General features: G+C 37.7%; 14 protein-coding genes and 3 pseudogenes. 15 read left to right on the top strand and 2 right to left on the bottom strand.

All coding sequences use genetic code 11. The annotated features are described in order from the left end of the window. Nucleotides 1-72: 72 nt before the first annotated feature. The 13 genes and pseudogenes from rpoC (at nucleotide 73) to N4G44_RS17915 (ending at nucleotide 16,550) form a co-directional block, all read left to right on the top strand. A pseudogene (rpoC, locus tag N4G44_RS17975) lies at nucleotides 73-4,336 on the top strand (DNA-directed RNA polymerase subunit beta'). Nucleotides 4,337-4,423: 87 nt separating this feature from the next. Continuing rightward, nucleotides 4,424-4,729 carry a DUF3467 domain-containing protein gene (locus N4G44_RS17970; RefSeq protein ID WP_034702050.1) on the top strand — a complete coding sequence of 102 codons (306 nt, stop codon included), beginning with the start codon at nucleotides 4,424-4,426 and terminating at the stop codon, nucleotides 4,727-4,729. 181 nt (nucleotides 4,730-4,910) lie between these two features. Further along, the gene (locus N4G44_RS17965; RefSeq protein WP_474928645.1) at nucleotides 4,911-7,742 is read left to right on the top strand and encodes a T9SS type A sorting domain-containing protein; all 2,832 of its coding nucleotides are present in this window, start codon (nucleotides 4,911-4,913) and stop codon (nucleotides 7,740-7,742) included. Nucleotides 7,743-7,778: 36 nt separating this feature from the next. Further along, nucleotides 7,779-8,213, top strand: a complete 435-nt coding sequence (locus tag N4G44_RS17960) for a hypothetical protein (protein ID WP_474928644.1) — start codon at nucleotides 7,779-7,781, stop codon at nucleotides 8,211-8,213. Nucleotides 8,214-8,282: 69 nt separating this feature from the next. Then, on the top strand, nucleotides 8,283-8,786 hold the full coding sequence (locus N4G44_RS17955; RefSeq protein WP_474928643.1) for a hypothetical protein: 504 nt from the start codon (nucleotides 8,283-8,285) through the stop codon (nucleotides 8,784-8,786). A 266-nt stretch (nucleotides 8,787-9,052) separates the two neighbouring features. Further along, on the top strand, nucleotides 9,053-11,143 hold the full coding sequence (locus N4G44_RS17950; RefSeq protein WP_474929043.1) for a TonB-dependent receptor: 2,091 nt from the start codon (nucleotides 9,053-9,055) through the stop codon (nucleotides 11,141-11,143). A gap of 125 nt (nucleotides 11,144-11,268) precedes the next feature. Beyond that, nucleotides 11,269-11,895 (top strand): Crp/Fnr family transcriptional regulator, encoded by a 627-nt coding sequence (locus N4G44_RS17945; protein WP_474928642.1) that lies wholly within the window; start codon nucleotides 11,269-11,271, stop codon nucleotides 11,893-11,895. Between the two features lie 149 nt (nucleotides 11,896-12,044). After that, nucleotides 12,045-12,887 (top strand): DUF5777 family beta-barrel protein, encoded by an 843-nt coding sequence (locus N4G44_RS17940; RefSeq protein ID WP_474928641.1) that lies wholly within the window; start codon nucleotides 12,045-12,047, stop codon nucleotides 12,885-12,887. A gap of 1 nt (nucleotide 12,888) precedes the next feature. Next, the gene (locus N4G44_RS17935; RefSeq protein WP_474928640.1) at nucleotides 12,889-13,230 is read left to right on the top strand and encodes a c-type cytochrome; all 342 of its coding nucleotides are present in this window, start codon (nucleotides 12,889-12,891) and stop codon (nucleotides 13,228-13,230) included. Between the two features lie 11 nt (nucleotides 13,231-13,241). After that, on the top strand, nucleotides 13,242-13,787 hold the full coding sequence (locus tag N4G44_RS17930; protein ID WP_474928639.1) for a YceI family protein: 546 nt from the start codon (nucleotides 13,242-13,244) through the stop codon (nucleotides 13,785-13,787). Next, the gene (locus N4G44_RS17925; protein WP_474928638.1) at nucleotides 13,784-14,311 is read left to right on the top strand and encodes an ankyrin repeat domain-containing protein; all 528 of its coding nucleotides are present in this window, start codon (nucleotides 13,784-13,786) and stop codon (nucleotides 14,309-14,311) included. Before N4G44_RS17930 ends, N4G44_RS17925 begins: the two co-directional genes overlap by 4 nt. A 2-nt stretch (nucleotides 14,312-14,313) precedes the next feature. Next, nucleotides 14,314-15,099, top strand: coding sequence for a T9SS type A sorting domain-containing protein (locus N4G44_RS17920; protein ID WP_474928637.1), 786 nt, complete (start codon nucleotides 14,314-14,316; stop codon nucleotides 15,097-15,099). Between the two features lie 168 nt (nucleotides 15,100-15,267). Next, nucleotides 15,268-16,550: pseudogene (locus N4G44_RS17915) on the top strand (alkaline phosphatase family protein). A 92-nt stretch (nucleotides 16,551-16,642) separates the two neighbouring features. Here the strand turns inward: N4G44_RS17915 and N4G44_RS17910 are convergent. Beyond that, on the bottom strand, nucleotides 16,643-17,521 hold the full coding sequence (locus tag N4G44_RS17910) for an NAD(P)H-binding protein (RefSeq protein WP_474928636.1): 879 nt from the start codon (nucleotides 17,519-17,521) through the stop codon (nucleotides 16,643-16,645). A gap of 79 nt (nucleotides 17,522-17,600) precedes the next feature. Between N4G44_RS17910 and N4G44_RS17905 the strand changes: the two genes are divergently transcribed. Then, nucleotides 17,601-17,960 (top strand): winged helix-turn-helix transcriptional regulator, encoded by a 360-nt coding sequence (locus N4G44_RS17905; protein WP_474928635.1) that lies wholly within the window; start codon nucleotides 17,601-17,603, stop codon nucleotides 17,958-17,960. Nucleotides 17,961-18,013: 53 nt separating this feature from the next. On the opposite strand, the gene N4G44_RS17900 is transcribed toward N4G44_RS17905, so the two are convergent. Next, nucleotides 18,014-19,069 (bottom strand): NAD(P)-dependent alcohol dehydrogenase, encoded by a 1,056-nt coding sequence (locus N4G44_RS17900; RefSeq protein WP_474928634.1) that lies wholly within the window; start codon nucleotides 19,067-19,069, stop codon nucleotides 18,014-18,016. A 178-nt stretch (nucleotides 19,070-19,247) separates the two neighbouring features. On the opposite strand from N4G44_RS17900, the pseudogene N4G44_RS17895 reads away from it, so the two are divergent. Continuing rightward, a pseudogene (locus N4G44_RS17895) lies at nucleotides 19,248-20,149 on the top strand (helix-turn-helix domain-containing protein). The last annotated feature ends 33 nt before the right edge of the window (nucleotides 20,150-20,182 follow it).

Below are 20,182 nucleotides of genomic sequence, written 5' to 3'. Positions count from 1 at the left end.
AATTATAAATGTTGAATGGTAACATTCAAAAATTAATCTAAAATCTAAAATCTAAAATTTAAAATCTAACAAATGTCAAATAAAAATAAATCAAGTAGATTTAATAAAATAACCATCGGTTTAGCTTCACCGGAATCGATTCTTCAGGAATCAAGAGGGGAAGTTTTAAAACCGGAAACTATTAACTACAGAACGCATAAGCCTGAAAGAGACGGTTTGTTCTGTGAAAAAATCTTTGGTCCGGTAAAGGATTACGAATGTGCTTGTGGTAAATACAAGAGAATTCGTTACAAAGGAATTGTGTGTGACCGTTGTGGAGTAGAAGTTACTGAGAAAAAAGTAAGAAGAGAGAGAATCGGGCACATCAACCTTGTCGTTCCAATTGCACACATCTGGTATTTCCGTTCATTGCCAAACAAGATCGGTTACCTTTTAGGAATTCCTTCTAAGAAATTAGACATGATCATCTACTACGAAAGATATGTGGTGATCCAGCAGGGTATTGCTAAAAAATTAGACGGTTCCGACTTTGATGCTATGGAATTCTTAACAGAAGAAGAATATCTGGACATCATGGAAACTCTTCCTGTGGAAAACCAGTATCTTGATGATTCCGATCCGAACAAATTCATCGCCAGAATGGGTGCTGAAGCTGTGGAAGATCTGTTAAAAAGAATCGATCTTGATGCATTGTCTTTCGATTTAAGACACAAAGCTCACAATGAAGGTTCAAAACAAAGAAGAACTGAAGCTCTGAAAAGATTGAACGTTGTAGAAGCATTAAGAGGTGCTAATACAAGAATGATCAACAGACCGGAGTGGATGATCATGCGTGTACTTCCTGTTATCCCACCAGAACTAAGACCATTGGTTCCATTGGATGGAGGACGTTTCGCTACTTCTGACTTGAATGACCTTTATAGAAGAGTTATCATCAGAAACAACCGTCTGAAAAGACTATTGGAGATCAAAGCTCCTGAAGTAATCTTGAGAAACGAGAAGCGTATGCTTCAGGAATCAGTAGATTCATTATTCGATAACACAAGAAAATCTTCTGCTGTAAAATCTGAATCAAACAGACCATTGAAATCACTTTCAGATTCATTGAAAGGTAAGCAAGGTCGTTTCCGTCAGAACTTACTAGGGAAAAGGGTAGATTACTCTGCGCGTTCCGTAATTGTTGTAGGTCCGAACTTACAGCTTCACGAATGTGGTATTCCTAAAGATATGGCAGCAGAACTTTACAAACCGTTCATCATCAGAAAGCTGATTGAAAGAGGAATTGTAAAAACTGTAAAATCTGCCAAGAGAATCATCGACAGAAAAGAGCCTGTAGTATATGATATCCTTGAAAACGTGATGAAAGGTCACCCGGTACTATTGAACAGGGCACCTACGCTTCACAGACTGGGTATTCAGGCATTCCAGCCGAAGATGATCGAAGGTAAAGCGATTCAGCTTCACCCGTTGGTAACAACAGCATTCAACGCCGATTTCGATGGTGACCAGATGGCGGTACACTTACCGTTAGGCCCTGAGGCGATCCTTGAAGCTCAGTTACTAATGCTAGGTTCTCAGAACATCCTGAACCCTGCAAACGGTTCTCCTATTACCGTACCTTCTCAGGACATGGTTCTTGGTCTTTATTTCATGACTAAAGAACTGAGCTCTACAGAAGATATGAAAGTAAAAGGAGAAGGTCTTGCATTCTATTCTCCTGAAGAAGCGGAAATCGCTTATGCAGAAGGTAGAGTATCTTTAAATGCTAAAGTAAGATGTAGACTTCCTGTTAAAGAAGACGGAGAAATCGTTACAAGATTAATCGAAACTTCTGTGGGTAGAATCTTATTCAACCAGATTGTACCTAAGCAGGTAGGATATATTAATGAACTTCTTACCAAGAAATCATTAAGAAATGTTATCGGTAAGATCCTTGCTGATACAGACTTCCCTACAACGGTGAAGTTCCTTGATGCAATGAAAGATTTAGGATATTCAAACGCATTCAAAGGAGGTCTTTCCTTCTCACTGGGAGACATTGTGGTTCCTGTTGAGAAAAAACAGATGATTGCACAATCAATCGAAACTGTAGACGAAATTAGAGCCAACTATAACATGGGTCTGATTACCGATACAGAACGTTATAACCAGGTAATCGACGTTTGGACTAACACCAACGCTGGATTAACTGAAATGATCATGAGCAGAATGAAATCTGACCAAGGTGGATTCAACTCTGTATATATGATGCTTGATTCCGGAGCGAGGGGTTCTAAAGAACAGATCCGTCAGCTATCCGGAATGAGAGGTTTGATGGCAAAACCGCAAAAAGCCGGTTCTACCGGAGCGGAGATCATCGAAAACCCGATCCTTGCGAACTTTAAAGAAGGTCTTTCCATCCTTGAGTACTTTATCTCTACTCACGGTGCCCGTAAAGGTCTTGCGGATACCGCTCTTAAGACAGCGGATGCCGGTTACTTAACAAGAAGATTGGTAGACGTTGCTCAGGACGTTATCGTTACAGAAGACGACTGTGGTACTTTAAGAGGTACTGAAGTAACTGCACTTAAGAAAAATGACGAGATTGTTGAAAAGATCTCTGAAAGAATCTTAGGTAGAGTTTCCCTTCACAATGTATATGATCCTGAAACAGACGAATTAATTGCTGAAGCAGATCAGGTAATCAATGAAGTATTGGCGAAGAGAATCGAAGAAGCAGGTTTAGAATCTGTAGAAGTTCGTTCACCGCTTACTTGTGAAACCAAGAAAGGAATCTGTGCGAAATGTTACGGTAGAAACTTAGCAACAGGTAAGATGATCCATATGGGTGAGGCAGTAGGAGTAATTGCAGCACAGTCCATTGGAGAGCCTGGTACTCAGCTTACGTTGAGAACCTTCCACCAGGGGGTACTGCAGGTAACGTTTCCGAAAATCCATCTATCGTTGCAAGAAGAGACGGTATCGTTGAAATGGACGAAGTAAGAACCATTACTTCTGAAGATGAAAACGGTAACACAGCAGAAGTTGTGGTTTCCCGTTCAACGGAATTCAGATTGGTGGCGGATAACGAAACGAGAACGCCGTTAATGGTTGCTAACGTACCTTATGGTTCAGTATTAGCTGTTAAGCCGGGTGATAAAGTGAAGAAAGGAGATGTAATCTGTAAGTGGGATCCGTATAACGCGGTAATCATTGCAGAAACCTCAGGTAAGGTTGAATACGAAGACATTATCCAGGGTATCTCATTCCAGCTTGAAATTGACGAACAGACAGGATTCGAAGAGAAAGTAATCTCCGAATCAAGAAATAAGAAAGCCGTACCTACCTTGAAGGTGGTAGATTCTAAAGGAGTTGAGCAAAAAGCTTACAACTTACCGGTAGGAGCTCACTTGATGGTAAACGATGGTGAAAAAATCAAGGCTGGTAAAGTCCTGATCAAGATCCCGAGAAAATCTGCAAAAGCAGGGGATATCACCGGAGGTCTTCCGAGAGTTACCGAATTATTCGAAGCAAGAAACCCTTCAAACCCAGCGGTTGTTACTGAAATCGACGGGGTAGTTTCTTACGGAAAAATCAAGAGAGGTAACCGTGAATTGATCGTAGAAGCAAAAACTGGTGAAAGAAAGATTTACCTTGTAAAACTTTCCAACCAGATCCTTGTTCAGGAGAATGACTTCGTAAGAGCTGGTTCTCCGCTTTCTGACGGTTCCATTACACCGGATGATATCCTGAGAATCAAAGGTCCAACTGCGGTTCAGGAATATCTTGTAAATGAAATTCAGGAAGTTTACCGTCTTCAGGGGTAAAAATCGACGATAAGCACTTCGAAATCATCGTTAGACAGATGATGACTAAAGTATCTATCGTGGATGGAGGTGATACTCAGTTCCTGGAAGGTGCGTTAGAACATAAATTTGACTTCCTGGAAGAAAACAACAGAGTATTCGGTCTTAAAGTAGTAGTTGACGCTGGTGATTCTAAAGAATTCAAGCCAGGTCAGATGATTACTGCAAGAGAATTAAGAGACGAAAATTCTAAGCTTAAGCGTGAAGATCAGGCTTTAGTTGAAGTAAGAGAAGCTTTACCTGCTACAGCAACGCCTGTACTTCAGGGTATTACAAGAGCGGCTCTTCAGACTAAGTCATTCATGTCTGCAGCATCATTCCAGGAAACCACTAAAGTTCTTAACGAAGCAGCAGTTGCTGGTAAGATAGACTTCTTGAGTGGTCTTAAAGAAAATGTAATTGTAGGACACAGAATCCCGGCAGGTACAGGTCTTAAAGAATACCAGAATGTAATCGTAGGTTCTAAAAAAGAATTTGAAGACCTTAACTAAAATTAATGATTTGAAATTTGAGGTTTGAATTTATTTTTATATTTTCACAATCTCAAATTTCGAATTTAAAAAACATAATTTATAACAATGGACAACAATCAAAATCCACAAGACGGAAACATCAACATCGAATTAAACGAAATGGTAGCTGCTGGAGTATATGCTAACTTAGCTTTGGTAAACCACTCTCCATCTGAATTCGTTGTAGATTTCATCCAATTAATGCCAGGTGTACAACAGGCTAAAGTAAGATCAAGAATTATTCTTGCTCCTCTTCACGCTAAGAGAGTACTTTCTGCTCTTCAACAGAACATCACTAACTACGAGCAGCAATTTGGAGAAATCAAAGAAGTTGAGCCTTTCGTATTAGGTGGAAACAACGTACAAGCTTAAGATTTTTTCAAAATAAATCAGAATGCCTCAAATTAATTTGAGGCATTTTTTTTGTCTTCATTTAACATAATAATGAATTTTTTATACTTTAAGAGCTGTTATTTTATGTAATTTTTAATTTTTTATTCAAATTAATGCAGTTGATGTTGTATTTAAGTATATTTGTAGAAAATATAAAAAAATGAAAAGATATATTATTTTTGGTGTTATGTTGTGCACATCAGCAGGTCTCTATGCACAAGATAATACACTTCATGCTAATCAAAAACACCTTCAGGAATTATATTCTAAATATGATAAGAGTGTAAAAAAGCAGCATAAATTGGGAAAAGCTGCAGGAATCCCGCCTAATCCATATAATGAAGAAGATTACAAAAGGACAATGGATCCTGTTACAGGGCAAACAAATTTTCAAGAACTTGTAAAAGTAAATAAAGACATTACTGCAGGAAAATATGCCCCTACCAAGCAGATGTCTTTTATTTCCGGCAATAATTCTTCTACAGGAAAAATAGTTAATGAACCTTGGGTCGAAAGAGGGCCTTATAGTGTAGGCGGAAGAACCAGAGCGATTATGTATGACCCGAATGATACCACAGGGAAAAGAGTTTTTGCAGGCGGAGTGTCTGGCGGTCTTTGGGTAAATCAGGATCCGTCTGTAGCCAGCAATGAATGGCAACCACTAAGTACATTTTGGGCAAATACTTCCGTTTCATGTATTACGTATGATCCAAATAATCCGCAAATCATCTATGTAGGAACAGGGGAAGCTTCAACGACGGATGCAATAGGTTCGGGAATCTGGAAATCGGCAGACGGAGGAAATACTTGGACACAAATCTTCACCATTCCGGTAACGTATTCCAACGGTGTCCGAGTAGGAAATTTCTATATTAATGATATTAAAGTAAGGAATAATGCAGGGGTTTCAGAAGTTTATGCAGGAGTAAGCGGTAATTATAATGATGGAGTATTTCAGGGATTAAACCAGGCCGGGTTATATAAATCTATAGACGGCGGGGTGACGTTTACTAAAAATACAAGTTTACTGGCACTTAATACAACTACCAATACGACAAGTAATACAGGATATTCTATTCAGCAAATAGAGATTGGGGCAGATAATTCTGTCTGGGTTTCTACAAGAAGTTCAAGATTTACGAGTATAGATTCAGGAGGTCGAATTTTGAAATCGGCGGACGGAAATACTTTTAATCAGGTTTATAATGTTGGAAGTGCTAGTGCAAGGGTAAACTTTACTCTTTCCAGAACAGACGCGAATAAAGTGTATGCTCTTATGCAGGGAGCAAACAGTACTTCGGAGCCGGTACGTATTGCAAGATCTACAGATGGAGGAACTACGTGGCAGGCTACCAATGATACAACACCAACTATTACACTTCCTACAGCTGCTGATACCAGTATTCCTGCCAATGACTTTACAAGGGGGCAGTCTTTCTATGATCTTATTATTGCTACGGATCCTTTAGATGATAATATAGTTTATATCGGAGGTATTGATTTGTATAAATCCACCAACGGAGCAGCAAGCTGGACGCAGATTTCAAAATGGTCGAATAATAATAATATGGCTGCATTACAGGTTTCAACGGTACATTCGGATCAGCATGAAATTATTTTTAATCCTTTTAATAATTATTCTACCAACCAAATGATGTTTGGAAATGATGGTGGAATTTATTTTGCAGCTAATAAAAATAATATTGCAACAACTTCAGGTTTTGCAGCAAGAAATACAAGATACAACGTTACCCAATTCTACGGTGCAATGCTAAATCCTATTAAAAACCCTGCAAATGAAGAACTGTTAGCAGGAGCACAGGATAATGGTTCGTGGTGGTTGTATGGCGTTCCTCAGGCGAACAATTTCTTAACGAGCCAACTTGCAACTTCCGGAGACGGAATGTATACAGAATATGATGATCAGGATAATTACGAAATTGCAAGTTATGTATACAATAATCACTACTTATTAACAACCAGCACGTATTACCTGATTTCAAGTGCGAATAGAAATGCTTACGGGCACTTTGTTAATGAAATTGCTTTAGATAGAATTAATAATGTATTCTATTCTTATCGTTCAGGACTTACATTATTCAGAACGAGTGGATTATCGGCTACAGCTACATCATTTACCAATAATACCGTTACAGTAGGAACCGCACAAACTAACGAGCAGATTTCCTGGATGAAAGTTTCTCCTTATACAACAGCTTCTACAACTCTATTTGTAGGAACGAACTTGGGAAGAATTTTTAAAATTACAAATGCCAATACAACGTCTTATACTTCTACGGCAATTACTTCACCTGCTACAGGTACCATTTCTGATATTGAATTTGGAGCCAACGAAAATGAAATTATTGTAACATTATCCAATTATAACCTTACAAGTATTTTCTATTCTACAGATGGAGGAACAACATGGCAAAACAAAGAAGGAAATCTTCCGGATATGCCTGTAAGAACTGTTCTAAGAAATCCTGATGATGCCAATGAAGTAATTATAGGAACCGAAATGGGAGTTTGGGGAACGACGAATTTTCTTGCTTCATCACCAACGTGGGCTTCAATTACAGGAAATATAGGCAATATCAGAATTACTAATTTAGATTACAGACCTACGACAAGAACAGTTTTGGTATCTACGTACGGAAGAGGAGCTTGGACTAATCAAAATACAATAGTTGCATTAGCAACAGGAGAAGTAAAATCTAAAAAAGACGAAATAAGAATATATCCAAATCCTTCAAAAGGTATCTCTCATTTAAGATTTGATGCTGCTAAATATAATGCGGTTGACATCAGTATTTTTGATGGATCAGGAAGGTTGGCATACAGCAAGAAAAATGTGAAGCCTGACGAAGAATTTGGTCAAAGATTAACTCCCGGAAACTATGTGCTTAAAGCTGAATTCAAAGGACAGATTATTTACAATGGAAACTATCTGGTTTTGGGAAAAGTAAGTGATGACGGTGATGATGATTAAAAAATGAATAATCAGTTATTAATAATGATATTTTGGATGCTGGCGTTTTCTTGTAAAGCGCCGGTTTCCTCATTATATCATGGTAAAATATCTTTGGTTTCTGCAGAAAAAACAGATTGGTTTGGCGGAAGACCGGGTGTGAAAGGAACGGTTTATACCATCAGGTTAAAATTAAAAAACAATAAAGATCTTTTTACTGTAAAATCTTTAAGAGCCGAAGGAAATACCATCAATTTTACGCAAACCATTTCTGGAAATATGATTACTGTAAGGGGTAACCTGCAAAGTACACATCAGCTTGAAAATTTTGGAGATCCACCTTCTAAATCATCTTCTGAAAATCCGAAATTAAATCCTAAAGATAGCTGGATAGAATACACAACAAAAGATTCTAAAAAAACATATAAAATAACCATTCCGGAATTCGTTTCGGTAGAACCTGCCGGGGAATTAATTCCTCAAAGACAATAATCATCTTTTTTGCACAAAAAACTATTCTTTATATTTTTATTTATTCCTTTAATGATCGTATTTCTCAATATGATCCATCCTTTTATTTCCTATATTAAAATTGAGGTTTACGAAAAGACACAATACAATATTTCAAAAAATAAATTTGATAAATCCCAAACAATCTGTTTTTCAGAAAAAGATTTAACAAAAGCAGAATGGAAGGAAGAAAAAGAATTTACACTGAACGGATTTTCTTACGACATTATCAACATTAATGTTATTAACGGAACTAAATATTTTTATTGTTATTTGGATAAAAAGGATTTAGTCATCAATTCAATATTAAAATTCTCAGGATTTTTTACATCTAAAAAAGTATATACATGGCGACATTTCGACTTGCCGATGCATGGAAAAAAATTGATTAAAACATCCAATTCTTTCGCAATATTTGATTACAGGGAATTTAATTTTAATGATTCATTGTATTTAAAATCAAAATCAGATTATTCTAGAAGAATAGAAAATACGTATGATTTGTCGATAATAATTCCGCCACCGGAAAGGAGTTTTAAAATTGAGTCTGTTTAAACTAATTTAAAATTTAACTGCAAAAGAGATTTAAAGCATCTCCAAAAGTCTGTAAATTAAAAAATTTACGTGTTCTTCTTTGCGGTTTATTATTAAACTTAAAATAACTAAAGTGCTAAAATCTTTTGTGTCTTTTGTGGTTAAGTAAAAAGTTTAGACAGTTTTCTTTTATAAAAATTCTTAAACGACAAATAATTAATTTAATCAATGAAAAAATATATATGTGTTGCCGCTTTGTTAGGCTTTGCCATTGCTAATGCGCAACAATCACAGGAAAACACTATCGAAGAAGTGGCTATCCAGGGAAGAAAAAAATAAAACAGGAACGTGCAGAGTTCAAAAGACACGCACAATCTGTAGAAACACTTTCAGAAGAGGAGCTGAATAGAAATAATCCTGCTGCAATAGACCAGACTTTATCCACAATGTCGGGCTTGCAGGTAGATAAGAGAACCAATTTTGGTGGACAAAGACTGGTTGTTCGTGGATACGGAAACGATCAAAAATTCAATAACTGGGGCGTAAAAGCATATTGGAATAATATGCCTTTGACAACCGCGGAAGGAGTTACCATTCTTGATGATATCGATTTTGCGTATGTAAATAATGTTGAGGTAATCAAAGGACCGGCTGCGACGATGTATGGCGGCGGCGTTGGTGGAGTAGTGCGTTTCTACACACGCCCTGATTTTACGAAGGGAGTTACCGTTTCAGAAAATGCTTTGGTTGGAGCTTTCAAGACTTTCCAGTCACGAACGCAATTGAATGTGGCTGACGAAAATTATTCTGTGAATGCAGCTTATGGCCACCTGGAAACTGATGGTTATCGGCCAAACGGAGGTGGGTTGAAAAACTTTTTTAATGTAAACGGAACGGTTAAGCTTGGAAAAAACGATCAGTTAAGTTTCTTTGGAAGTCAGGCATATTCTTACGAACATACTTCGGGACAGATTTCTTACGATGATTATTATGCAGGAATTGATAATGGAAATCCAGCTTATATTCGCAAAAATTCAGGTACAAAAATAAAATCGACTAGAGTAGGATTGAGCAACTCTGTGAATATTCTCCCGAACCTTAGAAACTACACGACATTGTTTTATTACAATGGAAATATAGAAAGTATTTCAGCCGGAGCTTATGGAGTGACAAGTGCACCGAATGTGGGATTACGTTCTACATTTACCTTGAAAAATGATTTCAAAGATTTCGAGAACAGATTGGATTTCGGTACAGAGATTCAGAATTCGATGTCTACTGCTTCAAGTTATCGCTTCACGGGATCAATTACGAATCCTTTAGAAACTACGGGGATTTCCGGAGCAACATATTTTAAGTATAATAATAATCAGGCAACGTATTTTGCAATAGATTACTTAACTTACAAACCTTGGGGTTTAACTTTACTTGCAGGAATTAGTGCGAATAGAACCAACTACGACAGAAAGGATTTGTATGCAATCCCTGCTTTAATTCCGGGTAAAAAAGATCAGTCGTTCGGGAAGCAATACGAAACAGCTTACACACCACACTTTGCATTGCAAAAAGAATGGAAGCATCAGATTTTTAATTTGAGTTATAGTGAAGGATATAATGCACCTACTGCAAGTTCATCTTTTATCAATTATACCAATACAGCTAATAATGATCTGAAACCGGAACGTGCAAAAATGGTAGATTTCAGTGTACATGGATTGCTATTGGATACCAAATTAGATTATCAGGTTTCTTTATTCAGAATTGATTATTCCGATAAACTAACGCAATTAACGATACCAAATTCCGGTAATCAAACGTATTGGGCAAACACAGGAAGTCAGAAAAATAGCGGTTTGGAAATAAGTATCGGCTATCAGTATAAGAACGATAATTCATTCATCAACAGGGTTGTACCGTTTGTGAATTTATCTTATTATGATGCGAAGTATAAGGATTTTAAAACAAGATTATTAGGAGCAGATCAAACCTATGACCATGAAACTGTAGTAGGAGTTCCGAGAAACAAATATGCAATTGGTTTGGATGTATACACAAAATCAGGTTTCTATCTTGTAAATACGTATAATTATTTAGGAAATGTATATACAGATTTTGCCAATACTAATCTTGTAAAAGGTTTTGGATTGCTTAATTCAAAATTAGGGTATAAAAAATCTTTCGGTAAATTTGATCTTGATGCTTACATTATGGGGAATAACTTAACGAATCAGATCAATTATACATTCTTATTTTTAGGAAATAGTATCAACGATGCAGATACGGGAAATGGTTATCCGAAAGGGGTCGCGACGGATCTCAACCCCGGACCGAGCAAAGCGTATTTCTTTTATGGTTTGAATTTAAAATACAGATTATAAATACTCACAAAAAACTGTTTCATGATAAATGAGGCAGTTTTTTATTTAATTCATTAATTGTTAAATGTTTTTACGTATTCTTATATTGATTTTTTTAAATTTGTTTTAGATATGACATAGAGGATATGGTAAATAATCAATTCATTCTTGATAAATTTGGTTTTTTAGGAGAAGATTTTTTAAATGAATTGCATGCTAATGCAATTATTACTGAAATAAAATCAAAAACAGAGATTGTCAGAGAAGGACAGAAAAACAAATATGTCCCTTTTCTTATTAAAGGCTCTATAAAAGTTTTTACACTTAATGACGGCAGGGAACTTATCTATTATTATATAAGACCCAATGACAGCTGTCTCATGACTTTTTCTTCTATATTTACAGATTACACCAGCAGGGTATATGCCGTTGCTGAGGAAGAGTCTGAGGTTATCCTGATTCCGGTTTCTGTTATTCACGGCTGGCTCATCCGCTTTCCGGAGATCAACAGGATATTTTATCATGAATATGATAAACGTTTTTCAGACGTCATGAATATGGTAAATGATGCCGTATTCCACAGACTTGATAAGCGGGTCCTGAATTACATCAAACAACAAATTTCGGTTACGGGAAACCATCCTCTAAAAATTACCCACCGCGAAATAGCCAACAATCTGGGAACTTCAAGGGAAGTAGTAAGCAGAGTCTTAAAAAAATTGAAAGTGATGGCGAAATTCTTCAGACCAAAGAAGGAATCAAAATTGCTGTAAATGAAAATGTTAGACCTGTCTAATATATGATGTTTTAATTCTTTTGTCTTTATCATTGATAAAAACAATTTCTATGGTGACTTTTATCACCGGATTTTGAATGTATAACTCGATAAGTTTGTCATATCATAATTTAATTCAAATTGTATATGACAAAAACTCTCTTATTTTTGTCGGTATTAGCCTCAGGTTTTGTTTCAGCGCAAGAAGACCTGTTGAAAGATATTGACACCCTTAAAACAACTTCAGAAATTTCCCAGCCGGCCTTTAAAGCTTTACAGATTGTCACGGGCCAATCCACAAAACTCTCTGCCAAAAATGAATGGTACATCGTGGTTGCCCACCGCTTTGGAGACATCAGTACCGGATTTAAAAACTTTTTTGGTCTTGATGATGCTTCTACCAAATTAGGCGTGATTTATGGTATTACCGACAATGTTTCAGTCAGTCTTTCCAGGGAAACCAATATGAAAACATTTGAAGGTGCCGTAAAATACAAACTTGTAAAGCAGAGTGAAAATTTCCCGGCAGATATTGTAGGCTATAATGTGATGGCCCTGAATACAGATCTGGATAAGGACAATTATCCCCACCTCAGGTTCAGTGACAGGCTTTCTTATCTTACGCAGGCCTTAATCTCAAGAAGATTCAACGATAAGTTTTCACTGCAGCTGTCACCTTCCTATGTTCACAAAAATCTTTACGATCCGGCTATTGAAGACAAAAATCAGTTCCTGACCGGATTGGGCGGGCGCTATAAAATCTCCAAAAGAATCTCTGTAAATGCAGAATATTTTGTGAATTTTGACAGTCACAGTTTCTACAAGAACCCACTTTCGCTGGGTATGGACATAGAAACCGGGGGACATGTTTTCCAGCTTTTATTCACCAATTCCCAGATCAATTCAGATATAGGATACCTTACCAATGCGGTAGGCAAATGGGGGAAAGGACAGATTTTCTTTGGGTTTAACCTTTACAGAGTTTTTTAAGATGAAAAAGATACTATACATACTATCATCGGCTGCCCTGTTTACTGCCTGTGACAGCAGAACCTACGAGGAGATCTCAGATCAGACCCCTATCACAGTGACTGTTAAATACAATTCCGAGGTAAAATCTATTGTAGACAACAACTGTATCGGGTGCCATTCCACAGGAAGCTTTAAGCCCCTTACAACTTACACCGATGTAAAAAACAATATTGACGGTATTCTCGACAGAATACAGAGACCCAACGGAGACCCGGGAAAAATGCCTCAGGGCGGATCTTTATCCCAGACCCAGATTAACACCTTCATCAAATGGAAAGCCGACGGGCTTGCTGAAAATTAAAAATATTTGATATGAAAAAATTAGTATTAATAAGCAGTATGCTGTTCTTCACAGGCTTCGTTTCAGCCCAGAAATACAGTTCCAAAACAGGTACCGTAACCTTTGAGGCCTCCGTGCCCCTGTTCGAAGATGTTTACGCTAAAGATGACAATAACGTTGTTGTACTGAATGCGGATAACGGTGAAATGGCCTCCGTTTCCGCTGTCAAAAACTTCCATTTTAAAACCAAATTAATGGAAGAACACTTCAACGAAAGCTATGCAGAAACCGCCAAATACCCTAAAGCTACCTTCAAAGGCAAAGTGGTAAATTTTGATAAGACAAAACTCACGGCTTCACCACAGAAATATACCGTTCAGGGAACCCTGAATTTTCATGGAGTAGATAAGGCAGTTACTTCTTCAGCCTCCATTTACGCTAAAGACGGGAAAATATATATGCAGGGAAGCTTTGTGGCAAGACCTGCCGATCACAATGTGACAATTCCGAAAATGGTCACCAAGAAGATTGCCGAAAGTGTTAATGTAGAATACAATTATGTAATGACAAAACAATGAAAAATATCATCTTCATCGTAAGTCTTTTTCTCGGCTTTTCTCTTACGTCTGCCCAGGAAAAAGTGAAAACCATATTTGATATTGCCAGAAGCGGAACAGTAGCTGAGGTGAAAGAACTCATGAAAAAAGATCCGGACATTATCAACAAACCGAATGAAAATGGTTTTTCTCCACTTATTCTGGCCTGTTACAGAGGCAACGATCAGGTAGCTGATTTTTTGATGGATAAAGTAAAAGATATTAATTATGGCAGTGCTCAAGGCTCCGCACTTACGGCTGCTGTTTTTAAAAGCAACAAGCTTCTCACCCAAAAGCTACTGGCCAATGGAGCTGATCCCAACCTTGCTGATGCGAACGGAACTACCCCTTTGATCTATGCAGTTCAGCTCCAGGATAAAGATTTGGTAGAAAGCCTGCTGAAAAATAAAGCCAATAAAGAATTGGCCGATAAAAAAGGCAAAACGGCATTTGAATATGCCATATTCTCTAAAAATCACGAAATCATTAACTTATTAAAAAATTAGGCATGAAAAAAGTACTATCTTCTTTACTATTAATCGTAGGATTTTTAGCCTTTTCACAGCAAAAATCCACAGGAGTTATGACATGTACGGTGGGAACAAGAACAGTAACAGGCAAAATTACCCTGAATAATACAACAAACAAAGTACGGCTGGACCTTACGGGACCTTCGGACCGATGGTTCGGGTTTACATTCAGAAGCGCTGCCAATTCCGGGATGTCAGGAGCTCCCACAGATGCTCTGACATACAGTAGTGAAGGCTTCGTTGACAGACATCTGGGCGGAATCGGAGTGTATGATGCAGATACTCAGGACTGGACGGTAATCAATGCGCCGACAATATCAGGATCCACAGTTTCAATGGCTTATGAACGTAATATGACAACAGCAGACGGCGCTAATGATAATCAGTTTAATTATGCCACTGCAACCAGTATCAGTGCCAAATGTGTAATTACCGGAACGGCAGGTTTAACAATAACCCCACACGGAGGAGCTGCCAATACATCTGTTACCAGCGGATCTTTTGCCGTGCTGGGAACCAATGATGTAGAAGCTGTAAACCATAAAGTCGTTCTTTATCCAAACCCTGCCAAAGAAACCGTAACCATTAAAAATGCAGATAAAATAAAATCTGTTGACATCTATGAATCCGCAGGAAGAAAAATAAAATCTGTAAAACCTGACGGGGAAACCATCAATGTGAGAGATCTGAAGCCAGGAATTTATTATTTTGAGATCACCCTGAAAGATGGAAACCTTTCTTATGAAAAGCTGATTAAAGAATAATTAAATGTAAATATTGCTTATCAATACCTCCGATATCCGGAGGTATTTTTTGTGTCTAAAATGAATAAAGAATCTGATTTCAAAATTTCTATCTGTTTTTAATATACTTTTAATCTTATAAACTTTTCCGGGAGAAATTTAGACCGTAACTTTGCCAAAATTTCTATAATGAAGCGAGGACTGCATTTTTTACTGCTTATTTTTTCTTTAACACTTTTTGCCCAGAAAGCACCGGTGGATACCGCCCAGATCGTTGTTCCCAACCGGTATAACAGTGTTGACGCCCAGACGAAACCTTATGTAATCATGATCTCAACGGATGGCTTCCGCTATGATTATGCTAAAAAATACAATGCAGAAAACCTCTTAAAGCTTTCCAATGAAGGAGTTAAGGCAAAAGCAATGATTCCAAGCTATCCAAGCATAACATTCCCTAACCACTGGAGTCTTGCTACCGGTTTATATCCTTCACATCACGGGTTAATCGATAACTTTTTTACGATTACAAGAGAAAAGAATTCTATGCCATGAACGATAAAAAAAATGCTGAAGACGGAAGCTGGTATGGCGGAACACCTTTGTGGGGACTGGCCGAAAAACAGGGAATGATCTCGGCTTCTATGATGTGGGTAGGCTCTGCCAGTGATGCCGGAGGAAAAAGACCTACTTACTACTATCCTTATCATGAAAAATTCACCCCTTCTGAAAAGGTTGATAAAGTGATCGACTGGCTGAAATTGCCGATGGATAAAAGACCTCATTTTATTTCACTGTATTTTCCTGAAGTGGATGGAAGCGGGCATCACTTCGGCCCCGAAGCTAAAGAAACAGAAGACGCAGTTCATCTGATAGATAAGGCAATAGGTGATCTGGTTCAGAAAGTCAATAACCTGGGATTGAAAAATGTAAATTTCGTTTTTGTTTCCGACCATGGAATGATAAAAGTAGATGGTGGAGCTCCTTTAGAGATTCCTTCCATACTTTTTAATAAAGACAGATTCGATTTTTATAATTCCCAGACCTTATTAAGGGTAGTGGTGAAGAATCCTGATGAGGTACAATCAGTATACAGAGAACTAAAAGCAGGAAAAACAGATGATTACGATGTGTATTTAGATAAGAGGCTTCCTAAATATCTGCATTTCGGCACTAAAGATGATCAGTACGGCAGAATAGGCCAGATTCTCCTTGTTCCAAAGGCTCCTAAGATTTTCCTTGAAAAAGGAAAGAAAACTTCGGTAGGAAAACATGGTTATAACCCAAGGCTGGTTCCTGAAATGAAGGCTACTTTCTTTGCCTGGGGACCACAGTTCAGAAATAATGTAGTGGTGGATGAATTTTCCAATGTCAATGTTTATCCCCTGGTTGCTGAAATCCTGGGATTGAAGATTGATCAGCCTATCGACGGGAAAATCAAAGTTTTAAAAGGGACTTTGAAAGAGAAAAAATAGTTTTATTCAGGCTTTTTTATTTTGAATAGCTTGTTGAAGATAAAGTTTCGGCGGACCTTTGGTCCGCCGAAACTTTTTATAGAAATCCAAAATTAGAACTTGGAAGCAAATTCTTTGGCAAAATCCTCTAATTTAATTTCGCCGTCAACCGGAGATCCCTGCTCAATAAAATCCTTCTGAATGACACCGGTTTTCATTCCTCTGCCCATTTCAACATACAGTTCGGCCATCTCTTTTGGGAGCCCTGCCTGCACCATTCCGTCAAAAGATTGTTCATCTGTAAATTCAACCCACGGTAATTCCGGATTTCCGGTAGCAGTACCTAAAACTTTCGCGAAATCTGCCGGCGGACGGGAATCGCTTATCACATAACGGACATTTTTCCCTGTTGTATTGTTTACCAGTTCTTCAGCTGCAGCTTTGGCAATATCTTTTGGATGGGTTAATGGAATACTGACATTCGCAGGATAATTTCCACCGATGATTCCTGCATTTTTGATTAACGGAATATCATTGAAAAAATTAATATAAAAATAACCTGCTCTCAAAAAAGAAACAGAAGTATTTTCCAGTTCATTATAAATTTTTTCAATATGATAAAGTCCTTTAATCGGACCGTTCTCAACAGGAGAATCAGCACCCACGCTGCTTAGCATGACAACCTTTTTTACATTGTTTCTTCTAATGGCTTCAGCGTAATTTTTTCCTGCTTCAGCTGTATTTTCTACAATATGATTTTCACCCATAACTGGAGGAGTCATGGCAAATACGGCATCGGCACCTTCGAATGTCTTAGTCAAAAAATTAATATCTGTAATAGAACCGATGGCAGCCTTTGCTCCCAAGGCTTCAATTTCACTTTTCTTTGCTTCACTGCTGCTGATTACAGTAATATCATGACCTTCTGCAATCAGTTGCTGTGCTAATGGTTTTGCTGTATTCCCTAAAGAACCTGTTACAATAATTTTCATATTAAATGTTGTTTGTTTACTGATACAAAGTTATATTTGTACTTACTTTTGTACAAGTACTTACCCTAAAGTATGTATCATGACAGCAATTAAAGAAACCTCTACCATCCAGCAGAACAGAAAAAGTGTATTGGAACAGTGTCCCGTAATGTATGTTATGGAAAAAATAGGCGGTTTCTGGAAGCCGATCATTTTGTTTAATCTTTCCACAGGAGAAAAAAGATATAGCGAATTAAAAAGAGCGATTCCGGAAGTAACGGAAAAAATGCTGATCCAGCATCTTAAGCAGTTAGAAGCTGACGGATTGATCATCAGAACTGCAAAACCTGTAGTTCCACCTCATGTTACTTATGAACTGAGTAATGCTGGTCTCAAGCTGGCTCCGGTAATTGATGCAATGGCAGACTGGGCTTTTCAGGATATGAAAAAAGCGTATTAAATAAAAAAAGACTCTTCGTATGAAGAGTCTTTTTTTATTTGATCGAAAAAATGCTATAAAGACTGCATGTCAATAACAAAACGGTACTTCACATCACTCTTGATCATTCTTTCATAAGCCTGATTAATATCCTGCATCTTGATCAGCTCAATTTCCGAAACAATATTATGTTTTCCACAGAAATCAAGCAGTTCCTGAGTTTCAGCGATACCTCCGATTAACGATCCGGCCACAGAACGGCGCTGGAAAATCATAGGTCTTGTGCTTACTTCCGCATTCTGGAATTCCCCCACAAATCCTACAAGAACAAGAGTTCCGTTCAGACTAAGTGTCTGCATATAAGGGTTAATTTCATGCTCATAAGGAACTGTATCAATGATCAGGTCAAATTTACCTTTTACAGTATCCATTTGCGCATCATCAGTAGAAATAACGACGTGGTCAGCTCCCAGCTGTTTGGCATCCTCAGTTTTCCCCGGAGTTCTTGAAAATAAAGTAACTTCCGCTCCTAATCCTTTTGCTAATTTGATCGCCATATGTCCCAGTCCACCCAAACCTACTACCGCAACTTTAGAGTTAGGACCAACATTCCAGTGTCTTAGTGGAGACCATGTCGTAATACCGGCACAAAGAAGTGGTGCTACTGCCGCCAGATCCAGGTTTTCCGGTACGCTCAAAACAAAATGTTCATCTACAACTACTTTCTCGGAATATCCTCCAAAAGTATGACCTCCCAAATGTTTGTCTTTTCCGTTATATGTTCCTGTAAATCCGTTCAGGCAATACTGCTCAAGATCCTCTTTACAGCTGTCGCAATGTCCGCAGGAATCTACCATACAGCCTACTGCTGCAAGATCTCCCACTTTAAATTTGGTAACTTCACTTCCTACGTTGGTAATTCTTCCCACAATTTCATGTCCCGGAACTACAGGATATAAAGATCCGCCCCAGTCGTTTCTGGCGGTATGAAGGTCAGAGTGGCATACTCCGCAGTATAGAATCTCAATTTCTACATCTTTGGGCGTAGCTGCTCTTCTTTCGATGTTCATTTCTTTCAGATCTGCCGTGGCTGATTCAGCGCCATAGGCTTTTACTGTTAATGTGCTCATTGGTTTATTTAATTTAAGTTAATAAGATATTTAATAGTCAGTATTCATAACGGTACAAAAATCGATACTTTTAAATAAATGCAGCTTATACAGATTACCGAAATACTTACCAATTTTACAGACATTATACAAGGTACGCAGGAAAGTGGTAATTTTGAATAAGATTAAAATGAAATTCATGGAAGATCAGGAAGTTGAAATTTACAACAGTGTATCCGAATACAATAAAATGGCCAGGCAGGAAACCCTGCATCCGCTGGTAAGTGTGATTGATTTTTCAAAATCCGGTCCTGTTTGCCAGCATAAAAGAACGTTCGGCTTTTATACCGTTTTTTTGAAGGACGTGATGTGCGGAGATATGTTTTATGGAAAAAACAGTTATGATTATCAGGAAGGAACACTGGTTTTCATCGCACCTGGCCAGACGTATGGAATTTACAATAAAGGAAAATGGATTCAGCCGGCAGGGTATGCCTTAATCTTTCATCCGGATCTCATCAAAGGAACCAATTTAGGGAAGAACATAAAAGATTATTCATTTTTCTCTTATGAAGTGCATGAAGCATTACATCTTTCTGAAAAAGAGAGGAAATCATTTTAGAGTGTTTTAAAAATATAAAGTTCGAGCTTGAGCAGTCTATCGATAAACATAGCAAGTCATTGATTGTTAATAATATCGAATTGTTCTTAAATTACTGCATGCGATTCTACGACCGTCAGTTTATCACAAGAGATCATATCAACCAGGGAGTTATCGGGAAGTTCGAAAATCTCGTCGATGATTATTTGAAATCAGACAACCCGAAAAATATAGGCTTTCCAATGGTGAATTACTTTGCAGAAAAGCTAAACCTGTCCGCCAATTATTTCGGAGACCTGATCAAAAAAGAATTAGGCATTTCCGCCCAGGAATTTATTCATAATAAACTGATCGACGTGGCTAAAGAACAGATTCTGGATCCTGCAAAATCAATCAGCGAAATTTCTTATGACCTGGGCTTTAAATATCCGCAGCATTTTACCAGGTTATTCAAAACTAAAGTCGGCATTTCTCCAAGTGAATACAAAACTTTGAACTGATCTTTTTGAAAATAAACAGTACATTTTTATACA

The organism is Chryseobacterium sp. GTID13 (assembly GCF_056172655.1).
The sequence above is the reverse complement of the archived record's forward strand: the minus strand, read 5'-3'. Positions and strand labels throughout refer to the sequence as shown.

Coding starts and splice junctions, on each gene's coding strand:
- N4G44_RS17970 (WP_034702050.1), top strand. CDS start 4,424: ATGGACAACAATCAAAATCCACAAGACGGAAACATCAACATCGAATTA.
- N4G44_RS17965 (WP_474928645.1), top strand. CDS start 4,911: ATGAAAAGATATATTATTTTTGGTGTTATGTTGTGCACATCAGCAGGT.
- N4G44_RS17960 (WP_474928644.1), top strand. CDS start 7,779: ATGCTGGCGTTTTCTTGTAAAGCGCCGGTTTCCTCATTATATCATGGT.
- N4G44_RS17955 (WP_474928643.1), top strand. CDS start 8,283: ATGATCCATCCTTTTATTTCCTATATTAAAATTGAGGTTTACGAAAAG.
- N4G44_RS17945 (WP_474928642.1), top strand. CDS start 11,269: ATGGTAAATAATCAATTCATTCTTGATAAATTTGGTTTTTTAGGAGAA.
- N4G44_RS17940 (WP_474928641.1), top strand. CDS start 12,045: ATGACAAAAACTCTCTTATTTTTGTCGGTATTAGCCTCAGGTTTTGTT.
- N4G44_RS17935 (WP_474928640.1), top strand. CDS start 12,889: ATGAAAAAGATACTATACATACTATCATCGGCTGCCCTGTTTACTGCC.
- N4G44_RS17930 (WP_474928639.1), top strand. CDS start 13,242: ATGAAAAAATTAGTATTAATAAGCAGTATGCTGTTCTTCACAGGCTTC.
- N4G44_RS17925 (WP_474928638.1), top strand. CDS start 13,784: ATGAAAAATATCATCTTCATCGTAAGTCTTTTTCTCGGCTTTTCTCTT.
- N4G44_RS17920 (WP_474928637.1), top strand. CDS start 14,314: ATGAAAAAAGTACTATCTTCTTTACTATTAATCGTAGGATTTTTAGCC.
- N4G44_RS17910 (WP_474928636.1), bottom strand. CDS start 17,521: ATGAAAATTATTGTAACAGGTTCTTTAGGGAATACAGCAAAACCATTA.
- N4G44_RS17905 (WP_474928635.1), top strand. CDS start 17,601: ATGACAGCAATTAAAGAAACCTCTACCATCCAGCAGAACAGAAAAAGT.
- N4G44_RS17900 (WP_474928634.1), bottom strand. CDS start 19,069: ATGAGCACATTAACAGTAAAAGCCTATGGCGCTGAATCAGCCACGGCA.